Here is a 21036-nt window from a genome sequence, read left to right on the forward strand (position 1 = left end):
TATACCAATTCTCCAAAATTAATATTCAACTATTATGCACTCCGACACAGGGAGAGGGACTCATTGTTAAATGTTTGAATAATCCGGAGTGCTTTTAGTTGTTAATTCTAAACTTGCAGTGTTTGTCACTCCATGAAGGAATTGTTCAAATAGCTGAAAGAATTTATAAAAAGCATCTTTTTCATCAGTGGAATTTGAGAGAATAATACTATCCCAACTTTGACTGGAATTAATATTAAATTTAATTTGTATCCATTCTTGAAAATTATCAAAGTGTTTTTCTTGTTCTGTACGCGGTAATCCTAATTCCATTCTCGCTTGACTATAACCGATCAATAACATATTTAATCTAGTAATAGAACATTGTCCTATATACATTCCTGGTCTTTGCTTAATTCTTTCTAATAGATGGTAAAGGTATTCATTTTTGACATCTAACATATCTCTTAATATCCTTAAAATTTAATTTCTGTGATTTGAAATTGCTGACCAAAATGTACTAAGCCCTGAAATAAAAGATTTGCCATCCATTGCTCTCTGGGAATGCCGGCTGGATGATGATTATCAAAAACTGTTTCTATATTATTAATAATAACGGCAATACCTTGATGACGACCATTAGTAGAGATGGCTTCTTCAGGAAATGCTTCATCATAAATAAAGCTGTTTGATCCTGTGGATGCTCCTGTATATAACTTAATCAGCTTGCCAGAGATTCTTTCGGAAATTAAGTAGTCTTTGATGGCTTGACTACATTCTACACATTGGAAGTTGTCATAGCTACTGGCAATAGTATAAATTTGACGCAGTTGTTCGGGATGAAGATAAATGGAATGCAACTCCTGTAAAAATGCAATATTTGCATTCTAATACATATCCCGCATCCAATAATTTTACAAGTCTAGATTCAGACGGAAATAGTAATAGGTAATAGGCAACAACCCATTACCCATTCACTATTATTTACTTGCCAAATGTTGATACGTTTGCCAACGGGCATCAACTTCAGCTTGTGCTTGTGCTAGGAGTTGTTTAGCTAGCTCTGGTTTACTCTTGGTGAGCATTTTGAAGCGATTTTCTTGATACATGGATTGCTCTACTGTTTGCGTAGGCGATCGCATATCCAATTGTAAGGGATTTTTGCCCTGTTCTCGCAGTATTGGGTTATGGCGATACAATAACCAGCGTCCTGAGTCTACTAGGGTTTTTTGATGATTCATCCCGGTGGTCATGTTAATACCGTGGGCGATGCAATGGCTGTAAGCAATAATGAGCGATGGCCCGTCAAAAGCTTCCGCTTCTAAGAAGGCTTTGAGAGTTTGGTCATCCTTTGCACCTAACGCCACACTCGCGACGTAAACATTACCGTAATTCATCGCCATTAAACCCAAGTCTTTCTTCGGCGCAGGCTTACCACTGGCGGCGAATTTGGCAACGGCGGCGCGGGGTGTGGCTTTGGAAGATTGTCCGCCGGTGTTGGAATACACTTCTGTATCCATGACTAAGATATTCACATTGCGACCACTGGCTAAAACGTGGTCAATACCGTGAAAGTCTATATCATAAGCCCAACCATCACCGCCGATAATCCAGACGCTTTTCTTCACTAAGTAATCAGCTAACGATTTGAGGATGTAGATTTTGGATTTGACGTTGGAGTCATGAGTCTGAATTTGGTCTAACTTTTGCTTTAACAAGCTTACCCGTTCCCGTTGTTCCCAAATCTCAGCTTCGGTTTTTTGGTCGGCTTTGAGAAGGGAATTAACTAAGTTATCTCCTAACTCGCTGCTGAATTGTTGTAATAGTTCGGCGGCAAATTCCGCTTGCTTATCTAGTGAGAGACGATAACCAAAACCAAATTCGGCGTTATCTTCAAATAAACTATTCGACCATGCGGGGCCTCTACCATCGGCGTTTTTCGTCCAAGGGGTGGTGGGGAGATTTCCACCGTAAATTGAGGAACAACCTGTGGCGTTGGCAATAACTGCGCGATCGCCAAATAGTTGTGTTAATAATTTTAGATATGGTGTCTCACCACAACCAGCACAAGCACCAGAAAATTCAAATAATGGTTCTTGCAGTTGTTGTTGACGAATTTGGTTGAGTTTGAGTTGTCGGCGGTCAGGGTTGGGTAAACTCAAGAAGAAATCCCAATTTGCTTTTTCTTGTTCCTTTAAAGGTAACTGCTGCGCCATGTTAATCGCCTTTAAGGATGGCTCAGATTTATTTTTGGCTGGGCAGACATTAACGCAAATAGCACAGCCTGTACAGTCTTCTGGGGCTACCTGGATGGTAAATTTTTGGTTGGCGAAGTCCTTATCTTTGGCGTTGACTGATTTGAAGGTAGAGGGCGCATTAACTAATTCACTCGGTTGATAAACCTTAGAACGAATTGAACCGTGGGGACAAACCATGACGCATTTACTGCACTGAACGCAGACATCGGCATCCCATACGGGGATTTCTTGCGCCACGTTGCGTTTTTCCCATTTCGCTGTACCTGTGGGAAATGTCCCATCTGGTGGTAGTGTACTGACAGGTAAGTCATCACCTTGCCACACCATAATTTTACCCAGAACTTCCTGAACAAATGCCGGGACGCTGCTGGGAAAAGGGTTTTGGGTAGATGCTTCTACATCTATCCATTTACCTTTTTCCTCTAAGGGAATTGTTACCTGATGTAAATTATCTAGGGTTTGGTCTACGGCTTGCAGGTTCATGCGGACAACTTCCGCGCCTTTTTTACCGTAAGTCTTTTCAATTGCTTGTTTAATTTTGGCGATCGCTTGTTCTTGTGGCAATACCCCCGCCAAGGCAAAGAAGCACACCTGCATAATAGTATTGATTCTGCCACCCATGCCACTATTACGGGCGACTTGGTTGGCGTTGATGACGTAAAGTTGCAGTTGCTTGTCTAAAATCTGTTGCTTGACTTTCAGGGGGAGATGTTCCCAGACTTTATCTGCATCGTGGGGACTATTAATTAAAATTGTTGCCCCAGTCGCCACCGCTTTTAATACATCTATGCGTTCCAAAAATCCCCAGTGATGACAACCGATAAAGTTAGCTTGGTCGATGAGGTAAGTTGAACGGATGGGTTGAGAACCAAAGCGCAGGTGAGAAACAGTCATTGAGCCGGATTTTTTGGAATCATAGACAAAATAGCCTTGGGCGTAGTTGTCTGTTCCTTCCCCAATAATCTTAATGGAGTTTTTGTTAGCTCCCACCGTCCCATCAGAACCTAACCCATAGAACATCGCCCGCACCACGTTATCAGGTTCGGTGGAGAAGTTGGGGTCAAAGTTTAAGGATGTGTGGGTAACATCATCATTAATGCCGATAGTAAAGTGATTTTTCGGTGTAGCCTGAGCTAAGTTATCAAATACAGCCTTTACCATCGCCGGAGTAAATTCTTTCGAGGATAAACCATAACGTCCCCCGATAACTTTGGGCGAAATCTTCCCTGCTTCATGAATAGAGGTGACGACATCTAAATATAAAGGTTCGCCTGCGCTTCCTGGTTCTTTGCTGCGGTCGAGGACTGCGATCGCTTTTACACTATTAGGTAAAGCTTGGATAAATCTCTCTACATCAAAGGGGCGATACAGTCTAACCTTGAGAACGCCGACTTTTTCACCCCTGGCGTTCAGATAATCTACGGTTTCGTGGACTGTTTCACAACCAGAACCCATAATGACAATGACGCGATCGGCATCACTCGCGCCGTGATACTCATAAAGTTTGTAAAATCTACCTGTGCGTTCTCCGAATTTATCCATAATTTTTTGGACAATTTCAGGACAAGCGTTGTAATAGGGGTTTGCACCTTCACGGGCTTGGAAGTAGACATCAGGGTTTTGGGCTGTACCGCGCAGTAATGGACTTTCTGGAGTCAAGGCGCGGGCGCGATGGGCGAAAATTTTGTCTTCATTAATGAGCGATCGCAAATCATTATCTGACAATAACTCCACTTTCTGCACTTCATGGGAGGTGCGGAAACCATCGAAGAAGTGTAAAAAGGAAACTCGCGCTTCTAAAGTTGCTGCATGGGCTATCAGTGCAAAATCATGACTTTCCTGTACTGATGCTGAACACAGCAATGCAAAACCAGTACCACGGGCTGCCATGACATCACTATGATCACCGAAAATAGATAGTGCATGGGTAGCCAAAGACCTAGCCGCAACGTGAACTACAGTGCTAGTTAATTCCCCCGCAATTTTGTAGAGGTTGGGAATCATTAATAACAGTCCCTGGGAAGCGGTGAAGGTGGTACTCAAAGCACCTGTTTGCAGTGCGCCATGTACAGCCGCCGCCGCCCCGCCTTCACTTTGCATCTGCACCACATGGGGAACAGTCCCCCACAAATTCGGACGACTTTCCGCCATCCAAGCATCTGCCCATTCGCCCATTGCGGAGGAAGGTGTAATGGGGTAAATTGCGACTACTTCATTTAATTTGTAAGCTACACGGGCAACAGCTTCATTCCCGTCAATCGTAGCAAAGGTTTTATTCATTCTGTTCTCCCTGTCTCAACAATTCAAAATACTTTCCGAAAAACAAGCTACAAAATTCAAAATTAAGACAGCCAACTTTGATCAGCTTTTCTGAGTTTGGCTGTGTTGTGGAATTTTGAATAATTGCTCGAACTTGGATGCAGAGAACCCATACTTATAGAAGTATTAAAAATAGCCAGAGCCAGGAATTAGGCGATTTTATGTACGATTTGGGCGTAAGAAATTAAACATTGACCCTAAGAATTATGCTTAACTATATAAATATGCAATGTGGCTAGTGGCTATTAATTTATTTGACGAAATACTTCGCATAATATTATCTCATTTACAAAAATATATTTATTCACAAATATTAGTAATGTACTCAATATCTAGAAATCAAGATTAATCAGACTTTCAGGTTGATTATGATTGAGTGTAGGGTACAGGTGCGGGATGGCAGCCAAAAATGTTCACACTCAACCATCAATAAAACTCTGTTTTAGATATAGCAATCTTTCAATGTGAGAGGATATGTAAACAGTGATAAAACTAACATCACGATATTCTGTCAATAGCAAAAATTCTGATTTAAATAGCTTGATGAAAGCAATAAATTTATCTTCGTCAAATAACTTAACACTAGAATAATGGGCAGTATAATCGTGACTAATACTACAGTATGAATTATATACAGTAGAATGCCCCAATTCATCTATTCTTGATATGATGCGACACACAAAGTTGTTATATTACTGACATTTTTGGGCATTTTAATAGTAGTAATAATTTTCTCAAGTCATCATCAGTCATTGAGCTTATGACATCTCAAGCATCTAAATTTCCGGAAATTTCTGGCTACACGATTACTGAGCAAATTTACCAGGGTTCACGTACTGCCGTGTATCGAGCAGTACGTGAAAGTCAGAAATTACCAGTTGTAATTAAGGTGCTGCAACAAGAATATCCCACATTTGGCGAATTGGTACAGTTTCGCAATCAATATGCGATCGCCAAAAATCTACCCATCACAGGCATTATTCCACCTCTGAGTCTAGAAACCTTCGGTAATGGCTACGCCCTAATCATGGCAGACTGGGGTGGCATCTCCCTAGAAACATATCTTCAGCAATCTTCTTTAGACCTAGCAGACATTTTGTCCCTTGCCATCCAATTGGCAGATATTCTCCACCAACTACACCTACATCGCGTCATCCACAAAGACATTAAACCCGCCAACATCCTTATTCATCCACAGTCCAAACAAATTAAACTCATAGACTTGAGCATAGCTTCCCTACTGCCCAAACAAATCCCAGAAATCCAAAACCCCAACATCCTAGAAGGCACTTTAGCTTATCTTGCCCCTGAACAAACTGGACGCATGAATCGCGGTATTGATTATCGCAGTGACTTTTATGCCCTGGGTGTCACTCTGTATCAATTGCTCACAGGTCGCTTACCCTTCCTGACGAACGACCCCTTAGAATTAGTACATTGTCACATCGCCAAAATTGCCCCACCTGCCCATACAGTCAATACTGATATACCGCCAATTTTGGGGGCAATTGTCGCCAAACTCATGGCTAAAAACGCCGAAGACCGTTATCAAACTGCCTTGGGACTCAAGCATGATTTAGAGGAATGTTACCGCCAATGGCAACAAACTAAGTCAATTGCGGCATTTGATTTAGGACAAAGGGATTTATGCGATCGCTTCCTCATCCCCGAAAAACTCTACGGTCGAGAAATCGAAGTCCAAACCCTACTGGATGCTTTTGCACGGGTAGCCCAAGGCACATCAGAAATGATGCTAGTGGCTGGTTTTTCGGGTATTGGTAAAACATCTGTTGTCAATGAAGTACATAAACCGATTGTCAAACAACGGGGTTACTTCATCAAAGGCAAATTTGACCAATTTAATCGGAATGTTCCCTTGGGTGCCTTTGTACAAGCTTTTCGGGACTTAATAGGACAATTACTCAGTGAAAGCGATCGCCAATTGCAACACTGGAAAAACCAGATTCTCGCAGCACTGGGAGAAAATGCCCAAGTAATTGTAGAACTGATTCCCGAACTAGAACGGGTTATTGGCGCACAACCGCCAGCACCAGAATTATCAGGAACCGCCGCCCAAAATCGCTTTAATTTATTGTTTCATAGGTTCATTCAAGTCTTTACCACCCCCGCACACCCGTTAGTGATGTTTGTGGATGATTTGCAATGGGCAGATTCAGCTTCCCTGAATTTGATTCAGGTATTAATGTCGGAGACGCAAACAGGCTGTTTATTACTGTTAGGGGCGTATCGAGATAATGAGGTGTTTGCCGCCCACCCATTAATGCTGACTCTCGGCAGTATGACCAAAGCTGGGGCAAAAATCCAGACCATCACCCTACAACCCCTGAGTTTTACCAGTCTCAATCACCTGATTGCCGACACCCTTCATGCACCTACATCCATAGTGCAACCACTGACACAACTAGTCATGCAGAAAACTCAGGGTAATCCCTTCTTTGCTACCCAGTTTTTGAAAGCATTATATCAAGACCAGTTAATTCATTTTGACGCGAATGCAGGGTATTGGCAGTGTGATATTGTGCAAGTGCAAGATGCGGCTTTGACTGATGATGTGGTGGAATTGATGGTGTGGCAATTGCAAAAACTGCCAACAGCAACCCAAGAGATTTTAAAATTAGCGGCTTGTATTGGCGCGCAGTTTGATTTAAATACCCTGGCGATCGTTTCCCAGCAATCCCCCACAGAAGTGGCAACAACGCTGTGGAAAGCACTACAGGAAGGATTGATTCTGCCCCACAGTGATTTGTACAAATTCTATTTGTCAGAAACTCAAACGACACAGCACACCCCACAGGAAACCTTTAATTATCGGTTTCTGCACGATCGCGTCCAACAGGCTGCTTACTGTTTAATCCCAGAAGCGCGAAAACAGATTACTCACCTCACTATTGGCAAATTATTATTAGAAAAAAGCAATCCCTCTTTCCAAGATAGTCATTTATTTGAAATTGTTCATCAGTTAAATTGTGGTATTGTACTGATTACAGAATTAGAGCAACGTTATCAATATGCTCAATTAAATTTACAAGCAGCTTGCAAGTCTAAAAACTCTACTGCATATAATGCAGCTTTCAATTATCTCGAACAGGCAATGCAATTTCTGCCGCCGAATAGTTGGGAGCAAAATTATGATCTCACACGTTGTATATATGAATCAGCAGCAGAAGTGACATTACTTAGCTGTGATTTTGAAAAGATGGATGCTTTAATTCAGATAGTTCTAAAAAATACAAATAACTTGTTAGACCAAGTCAAAGTATATGAAATAAAGCTGCAAGCTTATGAATTACAAAATCAGCAGATGCAAGCGGTTAAAATCGGCCGACAAATCCTGCAAAAGCTAGGAGTTACACTGCCAGAATTGATCACAATTACAGATATCCAACAACGGGTACAACACACACTGACTCAACTATCAAACTACACCTTAGAAGAGTTAATTAATTTACCTACTACTCAGAATGCGACTGCTACGGCAGCAGCGCGCATCATCACTAGTTTAGTTCCTTCTATTCATCAGTCTCATCCCCTTCTATTTCCAATAGTTGCCTGTGAAGAAGTTAATCTATCCCTACAATACGGAAACTCAATTTTCTCCGCACCAGGATATGCAGATTTTGGTATTGTTGTTAGCTCTGTCTTATACGAAATAGAAGCAGGTTATCGTTTTGGACAGCTTGCACTCCAGTTAATGGAGAAATTTAATGAAAGTTCTGTTCAGAGCATGGTGATGTTTAAAGTAGCCGCATTTAATCAATCCCATCAACAAAATATACAAAATGTCATTTCTTTATTGAATAAATCCTACCAAATGGCCATAGAAACAGGCGATTCTGTTCACGCGCTAGTTTCGACTTCATTTAGATTGTTATACTCATATTTGAGTACAGAAAAACCTTTGCCAGATTTATTAGCAGAGGTGGAGGTTTATCAATCAAAATTTGCTACGAGTCAACATTTCCAGACTTGGATATATATTATCTGCTCATCTATTCAGAATTTCACTAAGTTGAGTAAAAATCCAGATTGTCTAGGGTCGGTTGATGCTGAAAATGAAAAATTATCTGTTCTACTCACAGAAAATGATGAGTTAGCTCTGCATCTATTTTATTTGCACAAATTAATCCTAAGTTATTCATTTGGTTGCTTTGAGAATGCAATTCAGATAGCAGATCAAGGAGTTCAATATCTGAAAGCTGGTATTAGTATGCCATCCGCCCCAGCTTACTACTACTATGATTCATTAACCCGGTTAAAATTATACTCCCATCATCAAACTTCATCTCAGGAGGAGCTTTTATCGAAAGTTGATTCCAACCAAGAAAATCTCTTGGTTTACGTGAATGCTGCTCCCATGAATTATCAGCATAAATATCACTTAGTAGAAGCAGTGCGTTTCCATGTGTTGGGTAAGCGAACGGAGGCTATGGAGTTTTTTGACTGCGCCATTGCAGGAGCAAAAGCCAACAAATTTATTCAAGATGAAGCCCTAGCGAACGAATTAGCTGCCAAATTCTATCTCAATTGGGGCAAAGATAAATTTGCCGCAGGCTACATCCAAGAAGCTTACTACTGTTACAGTCGCTGGGGTGCCAAAGCTAAAGTTGCCGACTTGGAAACTCACTATTCCGAATTGCTGCGTCCAATCCTACAACAAACGGTGAAATCAGTTGATATTTTGACTACGCTGATGACTATTGCGGCACCTGCGGTATCAGTTCATGATGATACTGATAGCAGTTCCATCTATCAATCTCTGGATTTTGGGACTCTCCTGAAAGCTTCTCAAGTCCTCTCTAGAACCATTCAACTAGATGAGTTACTAGAGAAACTTACCCAAATTATTCTGCACAACTCAGGAGGCGATCGCTGTGCGTTACTGTTCCCCAATGAAACTGGAGAATGGCAAGTGCGAGCGATCGCCACACCTGATTATGTACAACTTATTGCGGAACCGCTCACCAATAATCCCAATATCCCGGTCAAATTAATTCAGTATGTTAAAAATACTCAAGAAACTGTGGTGATTAATGAACTCAAAACTGATTTACCCGTAATTGATGATTATCTCAGGGAACGTCAACCCAAGAGTATTTTGTGTCTACCACTGCTTAATCAAGGTAATCTGATTGGTATTTTATACTTAAAAAACCGGCTCACCAGTGGTGTTTTCACCCGCGATCGCCTCTTAATTATCGACTTTCTTTGCACCCAAGCTGCCATCTCTCTAGAAAATGCCCGTCTCTATCAACAGGCGCAAACATATACCCAACAGCTTGAGCAATCCCAATTGCAGGTAGTACAAAGCGAAAAAATGGCATCTCTGGGAAATTTGGTGGCTGGGGTTGCCCATGAAATCAATAACCCTATCGGTTTTCTCAATGGCAGCATCAGCAACAGTAAAGAATATGTACAAGATTTACTTGGGCATTTAGCTCTTTATCAACAGCATTATCCCCACCCAGTTGAACCAATTCAAGAGAATGCCGAAGATATCGATCTGGAATTTCTTTCGGAAGACTTACCAAAGTTACTCACTTCGATGAAAGGAGCAACGGAGCGCATCACAGATATCAGTAATAGCCTCCGTACCTTCTCTCGTGCTGATACTGAATACAAAATCTCTGCTAATCTCCATGAAGGACTCGATAGCACATTGTTAATTTTGAAATATCGCCTCAAAGCCAATGAACATCGCCCAGCGATTCAAGTCATACAAGAGTTTGGAGATTTACCCCTAATTAAATGCTTCCCTGGACAGTTAAACCAGGTATTTATGAATATCCTGGCCAATGCCATTGATATGTTTGACGAAATGGCACAAACTCAATCTTTTCAAGAACTGGAAGCAAACCCCCAAATAATTACCATTCGTACTGAAGTCATTTCCAACCAAGTTTATATCCGTATCCGCGATAATGGCAAAGGTATGAAACAAGAGGTACAAGAGAAAATATTTGACCATTTATTTACTACCAAAGCGGTAGGAAAAGGCACAGGATTGGGATTAGCGATCGCCCGCCAAATTGTGGTCGAAAAACATGGCGGTAACTTAATTGTATGGTCTGAGCCAGGTGAAGGAACTGAGTTTACTATACAAATTCCTATTAGAGATAAATAGAAAGCAATCAAGTCTATGAGCTTTGCATATTCAACTGTGCGATGCAAAAACATCACAGCAAAAATGATGGCGATCGCTACTCAAAAACTGTGATTAATAACTAAAATACCCGCCATTTTTCACGACTCAGAAAAAAGCCGTTCCCAGTGGTATTGGTGCAAGTTAAGCCAGTTCTGCGGGATACACAGGTAAAACCGCCATTACTCCAACTACTACCATAGGGAAGCACATATTTATTGCGATCGCGGATAGTATCACTAATACATAAAATATTCGGTTTACCAAATTCCGATAATAATAACCCATCGCCCCAATCGAATTCACAAAATCCTCGATATGGTTGAGGTGGTCTAGGTCTTAGTGAACTACCAATTTCACAACGCAATTTTTCCTGTTCTTCCCCGACTAACTCACATTGAATATTGCCTGTAGGGGTTTGAAAGCCTGTTGTTTGCGCTAAACTCGATGTTGGTGTAAGTATAGCACTCAGGGAAGTTATAGCGAAAAATAGTAATATTTTTTTATACATAAATGCCCCCTTTGTAGAGTTATGTAAAGAGAGCGATCGCCCTCAAATCAATTATCTAATGCAACACCAGTATAAATAAATTTTTCCCTACTTGCTAATATCTTCATGATTAACTAAAAATCTTCAAATTTATCAACTACTGAGTTATAAGTTTGGTTTTTCAGTAGCACAAAATAGCTTTAATAAAAAAGAGATAGGTTAATTCAACCTATCTCTTTTCAGCTTGTTATGAAATTGATCATCATTAGTTTGGTGGATCTAAACGATTCACAACTGTTGCCCACAAAATCATCGGTGAACCAACTCCTAAACAGAACAACCACTGTTGTAAATTCAAAGGTGCTGTTTCAAACACTTCATTAATAATAGGCACATGAGCAAAGACAATCTGTAATAAAATCGCTCCAACAATCCCAAAGCCAATTGCTGGAATATCAACATTTTCTTTTAGTCTTCCTTCCATCTTCGCTATCAGATTGGGAATTAATTGACTAATACTCAACAGATAAAATATTCGTCCAGCAATCAGAGAGTTAATAGCCATTGTTCTAGCTAAATCTAGATTGCCTGTAGTTTGACGAATATATTCAAACACGCCAAATATGACAATCCAGTTAAAGAGTGAAATTGCTAAAATTCGCTGTATGCGGCTACCTGATAATAAAGGTTCATTGGGATGACGGGGTGGTTGTTGCATCACATTTTGTCCTTTGGGTTCAAACGCCAGAGGTACTGTCATCGTGATGGAGTTCAACATATTTAACCAGAGGACTTGTAGAGATAAAATCGGTAAATCTCTGGCTAATAATGTACTAATTAAAATCGTCATTGATTCCCCACCATTCACAGGCAAAATAAAGCAAATGGCTTTGATGAGATTTTTATAAACGGCTCTTCCTTCTTCCACCGCCGCTTCAATGGAGGCAAAATTATCATCGGTGAGTAGCATATCAGAAGCTTCTTTGGCTACTTCTGTACCTGCGCCACCCATTGCAATACCGATGTCTGCTTGTTTTAAAGCCGGTGCATCGTTGACACCATCCCCTGTCATGGCGACGACTTCGCCTTTAGATTGTAAGGCTTCAACTAGACGCAGTTTTTGCTCTGGTGCTACACGGGCGAAAACTACACCTTCCTCTGCAACTTGGGTGAGTTCGGTTTTATCCATTTGGGCGAGTTCTGCGCCTGTGAAAGCCAAAACTGAGCCATTTTTGTTAATTCCCATTCTCCGCGCGATCGCCTGTGCTGTGACAGCGTGATCTCCTGTAATCATCTTTACCTGAATTCCGGCTGTTTGACAGGCTTGCACGGCTTTAATCGCACTTTCACGGGGAGGATCAATCATCCCTTGTAAGCCTATAAAGATTAACCCTTCAGCAATATCTGGATGATCGACTGTATTCTGCCCATATACTACAGGTTTTTTCGCTAAAGCCAAGACTCGCAAGCCTTGACGCGCCATAATATTCACTTCCCTCTCAATTTTGGCGCGTGATAATGTGTCTACACAATCTAAGGGGTGGGGTTGTCCTTCGGTGTTAAGAATCAGCTGACAGCGTTGCAAAATAGCTTCTACAGAACCCTTCACATAGATAGTTTTACCTCTGGGTGTCTCATGTAACGTAGCCATGTATTGATAATCTGACTCAAAGGGAATGCCATCTAGTCTAGGCATTTTCTGGGTTAAGGTAGACTGGCTGAAACCAGCTTTATTCGCTGACGCAATTAAAGCCCCTTCCGTGGGATCTCCCATCACTACCCATCTACCATTTTTCCTTTCTAGATGGGAATCATTACAGAGTAATCCCGCTATCAGACAATCTTGTAAACCTTTGTCGCTGTTTAAATCTACTGGTTGTTCATCAATTAAAACTTCCCCATCGGGTGCATAACCTACGCCTGTGACTGTATATTGATGTCCCCCTGCATAGATAGACTGGACTGTCATTTGATTTTCTGTCAATGTCCCCGTTTTATCGGAACAGACGACAGTCGCACTACCCAATGTCTCGACGGCTGGTAATTTACGAATGATGGCGTTGCGGCGCGCCATGCGGGAAACACCTATGGCAAGAGTTACAGTTACTACTGCGGGTAGACCTTCGGGAATCGCACTAACTGTTAAAGCAACTGCGGCTTCTAGAGCTTCGTTAAAGCCTCTAAAACTCAACCCGACGACGAAGCAAAGAGTAGCTAGTCCCAACACCATATATAGCCAATTTTGGCTAAATTTATTAAATTTACGAGTTAATGGTGTAGAAATATCAGTATGCTGCTCCATTAACTGAGATATTCGCCCTGTTTCTGTACTGTTACCTGTAGCAACGACTATCCCAGTACCTTGTCCGAAGGTGACAAAACCTCCCGCATAGGCCATATTTTTCCGTTCCGCTAGAGGTGTATCTAGTTGAAGAATTCGTGTATCTTTTTCAACAGCTACAGATTCACCTGTGAGAGCCGATTCATCAATTTGCAAGTTACGAGTTTGAATTAAGCGTAAATCTGCGGGTACTTTGTCGCCGGAGGTTAATAACACCACATCCCCTGGGACTAATTCCCGTGAGGGTACACGGACTTTCTGCCCATCCCGTAAGACTGTAGCTTCGGTGGTAATGGCTTTAGCTAACGCAGAGATGGCACTTTCGGCTTTTGACTCTTGAATAAATCCGATAATGGCGTTGGTAGTTGTTACACCCCAAATTACTCCGGCGTTAACAAAGCTACCTGTGACAGCTTTGACTAAACCAGCACATAACAAAATAATTAGTAGTGGTTGGTTGAATTGCAATAAAAACTTTAACCACCAAGGTTTGGTTTTTTTGGCGGTGAGTTCGTTTGCTCCCACCTGAGTTAATAGATTTTCGACTGTATGACTATTTAAACCCGCCTCGGCGTTAGTTTGCAAACGGGCGATCGCTTCCTCAATATCCAAGGAATGCCAAATTGTCGGCTGTCTCTCTTCTGGTGTCGCAAGGGTAGATACAGCTTGAACCATAATTATTAAATTTCCATAAATACGTGTTTCACATAAGTTAGCACTAAAAATTAGTGTAAACAAGCAAGCTGCACTATAAAAAATAAATAATTACTATAATTAATCTCAATGCTTCAAAATCGAGTATGCTTGCCAATACAGTCAGGAATGAGGACAAAGGCGAAAAAGTTGTGAGTGTGGATTTGTCTACCCCGTTGCAGTTAATTGGACGCTCAATCGAGTTTCAGCGCATTGTAGAAGTTTTAGCCCAGGATGGCGATTTGTTAATTACCGGAGTTCCTGGTAGTGGTAGACGTACACTAGTTAGAGGAGGAGCGCAGGAAGTAGGAGCGATCGTACTGGAGATAGATTGTATCCGTGCTACTGATGGAGAACGATTTTTACAGCTATTAGCAGAAGCAATTAACCAGAGTTGGGAAGCAAAAAAAATTCAGGCTTGGGTAGAAAAGAATGCTCAAGAGTTTTTGACTTTCCATCATGAGAAGAAGCTCAAAGTGTTACGGAATCTCAATCAAAAGCAATTATGGCAAACGTTTGAATTGTTACTGCAACTACCACAAATTATAGCTGTAGATTTACAGCAGCGAGTAGTGCTAATTTTACATAGCTTTCCTCATATTCGCTCTTGGGATCGTCATAATTTATGGGAAATGACATTTCGGCAGAAAATTAATCAAGATAGTGAAGTTAGCTATGTTTTAATCGCCACTATTGCCGAGAAAAGTAACTATTTAGATGAGAATAATCATCCCTTAGAAACTATACAATTGCCCCCCTTAGCTAATGATATTTTGGCAATGTGGGCAAGAGAAATATTGCATAAAGAAGGATTAACTTTTGACTCCCGTTCCCAAGCCCTGCAAATTTTTCTAGAAGCTGTACAGGGACATATCGGTGATGCAATGGTACTAATTCGTCGGTTACAAATTCTCCGTTCTTCTCAGGGTTTAATTACTGAGCAAGATGTGGAAAAAGCCATCGCGGAATTATTAAAAGATTTATCAATGACTTATGAATCTTTATTGATGATATTACCAGCAAATCAAGTGCATCTTTTAGAAAGTTTAGCTTTAAACCCGACTGAGAAACCCCAAAGTAAAGACTATATTCAAAAACATGGTTTATCTAGAGGTGGTAGTCTACAGGGAGCGTTAACGGGGTTGCAACATAAGGGTTTAATTTATGGTGCAGAACAAGGTTATAAGTTAGCAATGCCTTTATTGGCTTTGTGGTTGCGGCAGAGATTGAGGTGAGTCAATAGTCATTAGTCAATAGTCATTAGTCAATAGTCATTAGTCAATAGTCATTAGTCAATAGTCATTAGTCATGATTCTAGCGTCTTTCTTTGCGTCTACCCTTCGGGAACGGCTTCGCCGAATGCGCCTTTGCGTGAGGCAAAAAAAAGATTTATGCAAGAGGTGTATTAGTCATTAGTCATATGAATTATCAATATGTTTAAGCTATTGAAATGGGGGAAAAAAATCTTCTTGAAATTCGTGGCAAGTATGATTTTTTATACTAGTATTCCTTTGCCTTATATCAATGGCTTAGAATTTCAGGATGTATCCCGTTTTGCTCCGGTGGTGGGATTAATAATTGGGGGAATTCTGGGCTGTTTGGATGTGGGGATGAGTTATCTGGGTGTACCGATGTTAACTCGTAGTGCTTTGATAGTTGCTGTGTGGATGGGTATCACTGGGGGACTACATTTAGATGGGGCGATGGATACGGCTGATGGTTTGGCTGTGGGGAATCCAGAACGTAGACTGGAAGTGATGGCGGACAGTGCTACAGGTGCATTTGGGGCAATGGTAGCGATCGCCTTAATATTATTAAAAACCACTGCTTTAACTGATATCACAGATAACCGTTGGCTGATATTGATGGCTGCTTGTGGCTGGGGACGTTGGGGACAACAGCTAGCAATTTGCTGTTATCCTTACCTAAAACCCACAGGTAAAGGTGCATTTCACAAACAAGCCATCAGTTCCTACCAAGATTTATTTCCTGGGTGGTTGTTAATGTTGGCTGTGAGTAGCTTGTTTTACTTGCTAGATGGCAACAGGATAATTTTACCCCTAACAATAGTGATAGCTGGGAGTGCGATCGCTGCTTGCACAGGTGCTTGGTTCAATCGCAAATTAGGTGGACACACAGGCGACACCTACGGCGCAGTCGTAGAGTGGACAGAAGCGTTATTTCTATGCGTACTCACCACCCTATAAAACCAATTCGCAATTCGCAATGGGCTAAACGCCCCGCTTCCGCTAACGCAATTCGCAATTTATTCAGCCACCCACAAGGGGGAGTGGCGTGGGCGGGTTTCCCGACTTGAGAGAACTGGCGTTGGGGTTTTTACCTACCTTCTCTACGAGAGGCTACGCCAAGGGAAACAAGGATTTTTTCGCCCACCAAGGGTTTTAGCGTAGCGGGATGCAAGTCCGGTTTTGAACTTAGCTTTCTCCGATAAATACTCAGCACTCAGCACTCAGCACTCACTACTCAGCACTCACCACTCACTACTCAGCACCCTACTTCATTGGCTGTAATTTCGTCACCTTTAATTTAAAAGGCCCTACTCCAGTTTCGCCAAAAGAACGGACACGAATAATAAAAGTCCCTGTTTCGTTGATGCGGGTAAACAGTAGAGAATTGCTAGTACCGTCGGGGCCATCGTCATTTTCGGCTAATGTTGAACCGTCGGGTGCTAATAATGTAATGATGCTATCAAAACTTTCGGAACTTAAATCAACGGCTAAGTTATCACCCTTATTCAATTTAACAGCATAATCACGAGCAAACCCACCTTGACCTGTGGGGATATCTTTTTCGGAGAGGGTGTCACTGATTTCTTTAAAATCAGTCAACATAATTGGACTGTACAACTTACTGTTTTGAGCAAAAGTTGTGGTTGTCGTGATACCAATTACAAATAATGTTGTGGGCAATAGGATAATTCTACGGAAATTATTAATAATAAATTTACTGAGCATAATAGGCAATGTTCCCAAAATCACAGGGCAATTTGGTTAATTATAGATTTTTCACAGATAAATTGACCATTAATTTTTGCTGCTTTTGTCTTTGAGGGGAGTAGCCACGGCGGCTAATCCTAAGACGACAATTCCCGCTTGACGCAGGGTGGTGACAGCAGATTTAGCAGTTGCACCGGTAGTATAAATGTCATCTATTAGCAACACTGAGGCGTTTTTGTGGCGTTTGAGCAAATCTGGCTCAATCACAAAAGCTTCAGCCAAGTTTTGCTCTCGCTCAGATACTGATAAGCCAAACTGCGCCTGTGTTTCACGGATTCTGGTCAAACCATTGAGCTTTAATTTTAAGCCAGTGGTTTGACAAAAGCTTTGAGCAATTAACGCCGCTTGGTTATAACCCCGTTGTTTTTGTTTGTTGGCGTGCATGGGAATGGGGATGACTACGATTTGTTTCTCTTGATGAAGGGAATGTAATAACCAAGTTTCTCCTAACCATTGTCCTAAAGGTCGAGCGATTTGGGGCTGATTCTCATATTTCATCACCGCGATCGCTCGTTTGACAAGCCCACCATATATTCCCCAACTCAAAACAGGTATTGGCGGTTTCCACAAAGCTTGGGGTTGGGGGTGATGACATTTTTGTAATTGCCTAGTGCAGTTTTCGCAAACTACACCAGATGTAGAACGCTGGCACAAAGGGCAGTTAGACTGCAAAAATAAATCTAGAAACCCTTTGAGCATAATTTAATACCTTCCCCATTCCCTATTCCCCATTCAAATATTTCACATACACGCGATCGCAGCGTGCAGTTTCTAAACCCGTAGCTGGCTGATAACCGTGGTTCTCATATAATTTGACTGCTTCGACCAACACACTGGCGGTTTCAATCCAAATTTGCTTAAAACCACGGGCAGCGATCGCTGCTTCTAACTGTTGTAACAAATATTTCCCTAATCCTAAACCCCTTACACTTGGTAAAAGATACATTTTTCTAATTTCTACGGCATTTTCTCCGCGATGGGTGGGATGATATGCCCCCGTACCAACTATTTGGCTTTGGTGTTCAATTACCCAAAATTCGCCTCCTGTACTTAAGTAGCATTCTTCTACTTCCAGTACATCACGGTCAGCTCCTTTGGGTTCCCAACCCAGCCCGTATTCTGATAACACGTAACTGATGATAGCGGCGGCTTTAGTGCGATCGCTTTTTTGCCAGTTACGAATTAAGAAATCTTTATAGTAGCTGTGCATTACTGTGTGTGGGTCAGGTGTGTACAGAAAAGTCTTCTGGATTTATTCCCGAATTTTACCCAGCATATAGCTTCTCTAGCTGATTCTAACTCAGGTAAAGCCTCAAAGCATGAATTTTACCTATGCTTAATAGTCAGCAAGCCAAGGTTTTGGGATGGAGTTGGAGGTAAGTATAACTGTGTAAATAATTCAATGCTTGTAGTCAGGACTTTAGTCCTAAGAAAAGGGCTGAAGCACTCACTACTAGTTTGATTTATGCTCACCGACTGACTTAAATGCGATCAGATAAGTCTTTTATGCTAATATTATATCTTATAATTACGGGTAACGTAACTCATAACAGGCACTGCCTTCTTATGACTAAGTATGTATGTCTTCCTCAGATGAATACCCTAAATACAAGGATAAAAGAACAGAGAGATTTGCATTAGGAGAAAGGGTTAAAGAGTTTCAATCTTTTGAAAGACAAGCACAAAAAAGACTGGATATTTTAGAAGCAGCCCCAAATAAAGAAGCTTTGATGCAATTACCAAGTAATCGTTTTGAGTCGTTAGGAGGTGATAGAAAAGGTCAGTATAGTATCAGAATCAATGAACAATGGAGAATTTGTTTTAATTGGCCTGATGATTTTCTGAAGCCCTTCAATATAGAAATTACAGATTATCACTAAAGGAAAGTTAAATGGCACGTCCACCAATTCACCCTGGCGAAATTCTTGCTGATGAAATTGCTGAACTAAATATGAGTGCAAGTGATTTAGCGCGTGTTCTTCATGTTCCTAAAAACAGAATCACTGAAATTATTAATGGGAGACGAGGAATAACGGCCGATACAGCGTTGCGATTAGGACAATATTTTGGCACTGGCGGAGAATTTTGGCTCAATCTCCAGAAAAACTATGAATTGCGGTTAGCTGAACAAAAAGTTGGCAAGGAAATTCAAGAAACTATCTGTCCTCGCGTCTTAGTATCCTAATTTATCAAACTTTTATTTGACACGAGGATTAAATCAAATTGAAGCTAATGCCTAATTTGAGTGAAACTTTACTCAAGTGATGGCAAGAGTTCTCAATATAAAAAAGCAATAACTGTTGCTGTTGCAACTCAATATTGAAATTGCCTCCATCACTTTGAGCATAGATATCAAATAAGATTTAGTAGTATCCTAATTCAAGCTACTCACATTGCTGAAAATTTCAATTAAGTTGCCATCAGGGTCACGAAAATGGGCTGTTCTTAAACCCCATTCTGGACGATCCATTGGCTGAGTCACGATAATGGCATTATTTTCTTTGAGATGATAATACAACTCATCAACATTATCTACAGCAAACACCAAAGCCATTTTGTTTTGACAATCCATTGCTGACGGCTGATAAGCACTGGGAATAGCTTCCGCCATTAATTCTTTTCTAAACAAAGCCAGTTTAATATAGTCGCCTGTGTGTAACTCGGCGTAACCGCTATTTTCATCACCCCAATCTATGACAAACCCCAAGACATCCCGATAAAAAAGAAAGCAGTCTTTGTAATTGGAAACTAGTAGCCTGATATGTGTTAATTGTAGAAACATAAATAATGTGTGGTTCTATTAACTATGAATTCTCGGTTCTGGATGTAAATTTGCTAGCAAATCGCTTTCAATTACTGATAATTCATCTAGCCGTTGATTGACAATCTCTCGGTCAAAGTAAGTGTCTGCTAAAACCCAATAAGTACCAAAGTGTCTTGCTTCAGATGCCATTAAACTTCTATAAAATTTAGCTAATTCTAAATCAGGACAGTGTACGGCTAATAGTCCTAACCGTTCATGGCTACGGGCTTCAATTAACCCCGTTACCAGTAGGGAGTCTAAAAACCGTTCTGGTTCTTGAGGGCGGACAACAGCTTTTAAACCTGCACCGTAGGGAGGCGGTGGTAAGGGTGCTAGAGGGATATTTCTTTTTTCTAGCCACTGATTGACTAATTCAAAATGTTCGAGTTCTTCACGGGCGATCGCAGTTAATTCTCTCACCATTTTAGTATTAGAAGGGTAGCGAAACATAAAGTTTAATGCCACACCAGCCGCTTTACGTTCACAGTGAGAATGATCAAGCAAGATGATGTCTAAATTAGCGATCGCTTGTTTTATCCAAGCATCACTAGTAGGTTGCTTGAGGGCATTGATAGTTTTTAATGCAGAAATAGACACAGGGAGATAAAACTTAATAACTTTAGTTTGATATTGATTTTAATGTGAGTAATGATATTTTGCGTTATCTGTGATTAAAAAGGTTAGGTGATCGCTGTTCGTAATATAATTCAAAGCATTGCAGACATGAGGTGTTAGTTACTTGACATCAATTATACCCACACTCACTGCAATATTCATGGCTAGCCGTCAATAAAAAAATTCTAGCCCAGCTCACCTTAGTATTTATCAGCAATTGATAAGCAGCTACAAGTACCTGTAAAAATAGATATTATACTCAGCTAGATTAAATTATTGCCTTCTAGCTTCCGTCTAAATTAAGTAAATCACCAGAATGTAAGAAAACGCTGACCTCATGCCACAATTGCTACTGTTGACT

General features: G+C 41.0%; 15 protein-coding genes. 5 read left to right on the plus strand and 10 right to left on the minus strand.

The features are described 5' to 3' along the window. Window positions 1-66: 66 nt before the first annotated feature. The 3 genes from CV014_RS05735 to nifJ all read right to left on the minus strand — a co-directional run bounded on the left by CV014_RS05735 (window position 67) and on the right by nifJ (window position 4517). The gene (locus CV014_RS05735) at window positions 67-441 is read right to left on the minus strand and encodes a hypothetical protein (RefSeq protein ID WP_236141145.1); all 375 of its coding nucleotides are present in this window, start codon (window positions 439-441) and stop codon (window positions 67-69) included. A gap of 14 nt (window positions 442-455) precedes the next feature. Next, window positions 456-839 carry a papain fold toxin domain-containing protein gene (locus CV014_RS05740; RefSeq protein ID WP_236141146.1) on the minus strand — a complete coding sequence of 128 codons (384 nt, stop codon included), beginning with the start codon at window positions 837-839 and terminating at the stop codon, window positions 456-458. Window positions 840-959: 120 nt separating this feature from the next. After that, window positions 960-4517, minus strand: coding sequence for a pyruvate:ferredoxin (flavodoxin) oxidoreductase (gene nifJ / locus CV014_RS05745; RefSeq protein WP_236141147.1), 3558 nt, complete (start codon window positions 4515-4517; stop codon window positions 960-962). Between the two features lie 799 nt (window positions 4518-5316). On the opposite strand from nifJ, the gene CV014_RS05750 reads away from it, so the two are divergent. Next, complete coding sequence (locus CV014_RS05750; protein ID WP_236141148.1) at window positions 5317-10698, plus strand: trifunctional serine/threonine-protein kinase/ATP-binding protein/sensor histidine kinase; 5382 nt, start codon at window positions 5317-5319, stop codon at window positions 10696-10698. A 100-nt stretch (window positions 10699-10798) separates the two neighbouring features. Here CV014_RS05750 and CV014_RS05755 read toward each other — a convergent pair whose 3' ends face one another. Continuing rightward, window positions 10799-11227, minus strand: a complete 429-nt coding sequence (locus tag CV014_RS05755) for a DUF6636 domain-containing protein (RefSeq protein ID WP_236141149.1) — start codon at window positions 11225-11227, stop codon at window positions 10799-10801. A gap of 244 nt (window positions 11228-11471) precedes the next feature. After that, complete coding sequence (locus CV014_RS05760) at window positions 11472-14222, minus strand: cation-translocating P-type ATPase (RefSeq protein ID WP_236141150.1); 2751 nt, start codon at window positions 14220-14222, stop codon at window positions 11472-11474. A gap of 125 nt (window positions 14223-14347) precedes the next feature. Between CV014_RS05760 and CV014_RS05765 the strand changes: the two genes are divergently transcribed. Further along, window positions 14348-15475 carry an ATP-binding protein gene (locus CV014_RS05765; RefSeq protein ID WP_236141151.1) on the plus strand — a complete coding sequence of 376 codons (1128 nt, stop codon included), beginning with the start codon at window positions 14348-14350 and terminating at the stop codon, window positions 15473-15475. A gap of 198 nt (window positions 15476-15673) precedes the next feature. Further along, window positions 15674-16447, plus strand: coding sequence for an adenosylcobinamide-GDP ribazoletransferase (cobS, locus tag CV014_RS05770; protein ID WP_236141152.1), 774 nt, complete (start codon window positions 15674-15676; stop codon window positions 16445-16447). Between the two features lie 306 nt (window positions 16448-16753). Here the strand turns inward: cobS and CV014_RS05775 are convergent, their stop codons facing one another. From CV014_RS05775 to CV014_RS05785, 3 genes are all read right to left on the minus strand, one after another. After that, entirely contained in the window at window positions 16754-17215 is a 462-nt protein-coding gene (locus CV014_RS05775) for a PPC domain-containing protein (RefSeq protein WP_236141153.1), read from the minus strand. A 69-nt stretch (window positions 17216-17284) separates the two neighbouring features. After that, on the minus strand, window positions 17285-17956 hold the full coding sequence (locus tag CV014_RS05780; protein WP_236141154.1) for a ComF family protein: 672 nt from the start codon (window positions 17954-17956) through the stop codon (window positions 17285-17287). Between the two features lie 22 nt (window positions 17957-17978). After that, the gene (locus CV014_RS05785; RefSeq protein WP_236141155.1) at window positions 17979-18467 is read right to left on the minus strand and encodes a GNAT family N-acetyltransferase; all 489 of its coding nucleotides are present in this window, start codon (window positions 18465-18467) and stop codon (window positions 17979-17981) included. A gap of 370 nt (window positions 18468-18837) precedes the next feature. On the opposite strand from CV014_RS05785, the gene CV014_RS05790 reads away from it, so the two are divergent. After that, a complete protein-coding gene (locus CV014_RS05790) occupies window positions 18838-19137 on the plus strand; it encodes a type II toxin-antitoxin system RelE/ParE family toxin (RefSeq protein ID WP_103138304.1) in 300 nt (99 codons plus the stop codon). A gap of 11 nt (window positions 19138-19148) precedes the next feature. Then, entirely contained in the window at window positions 19149-19442 is a 294-nt protein-coding gene (locus tag CV014_RS05795) for a HigA family addiction module antitoxin (protein ID WP_236141156.1), read from the plus strand. 189 nt (window positions 19443-19631) lie between these two features. Here the strand turns inward: CV014_RS05795 and CV014_RS05800 are convergent, their stop codons facing one another. Together CV014_RS05800 and CV014_RS05805 are read right to left on the minus strand one after the other, a co-directional pair. Beyond that, entirely contained in the window at window positions 19632-20039 is a 408-nt protein-coding gene (locus CV014_RS05800) for a VOC family protein (protein ID WP_236141157.1), read from the minus strand. Window positions 20040-20057: 18 nt separating this feature from the next. Further along, complete coding sequence (locus CV014_RS05805) at window positions 20058-20657, minus strand: tRNA-(ms[2]io[6]A)-hydroxylase (protein ID WP_236141158.1); 600 nt, start codon at window positions 20655-20657, stop codon at window positions 20058-20060. Window positions 20658-21036 lie beyond the last annotated feature (379 nt).

It is taken from the genome of Nostoc sp. CMAA1605 (genome assembly GCF_021596505.1).
Lineage (GTDB): Bacteria > Cyanobacteriota > Cyanobacteriia > Cyanobacteriales > Nostocaceae > Trichormus.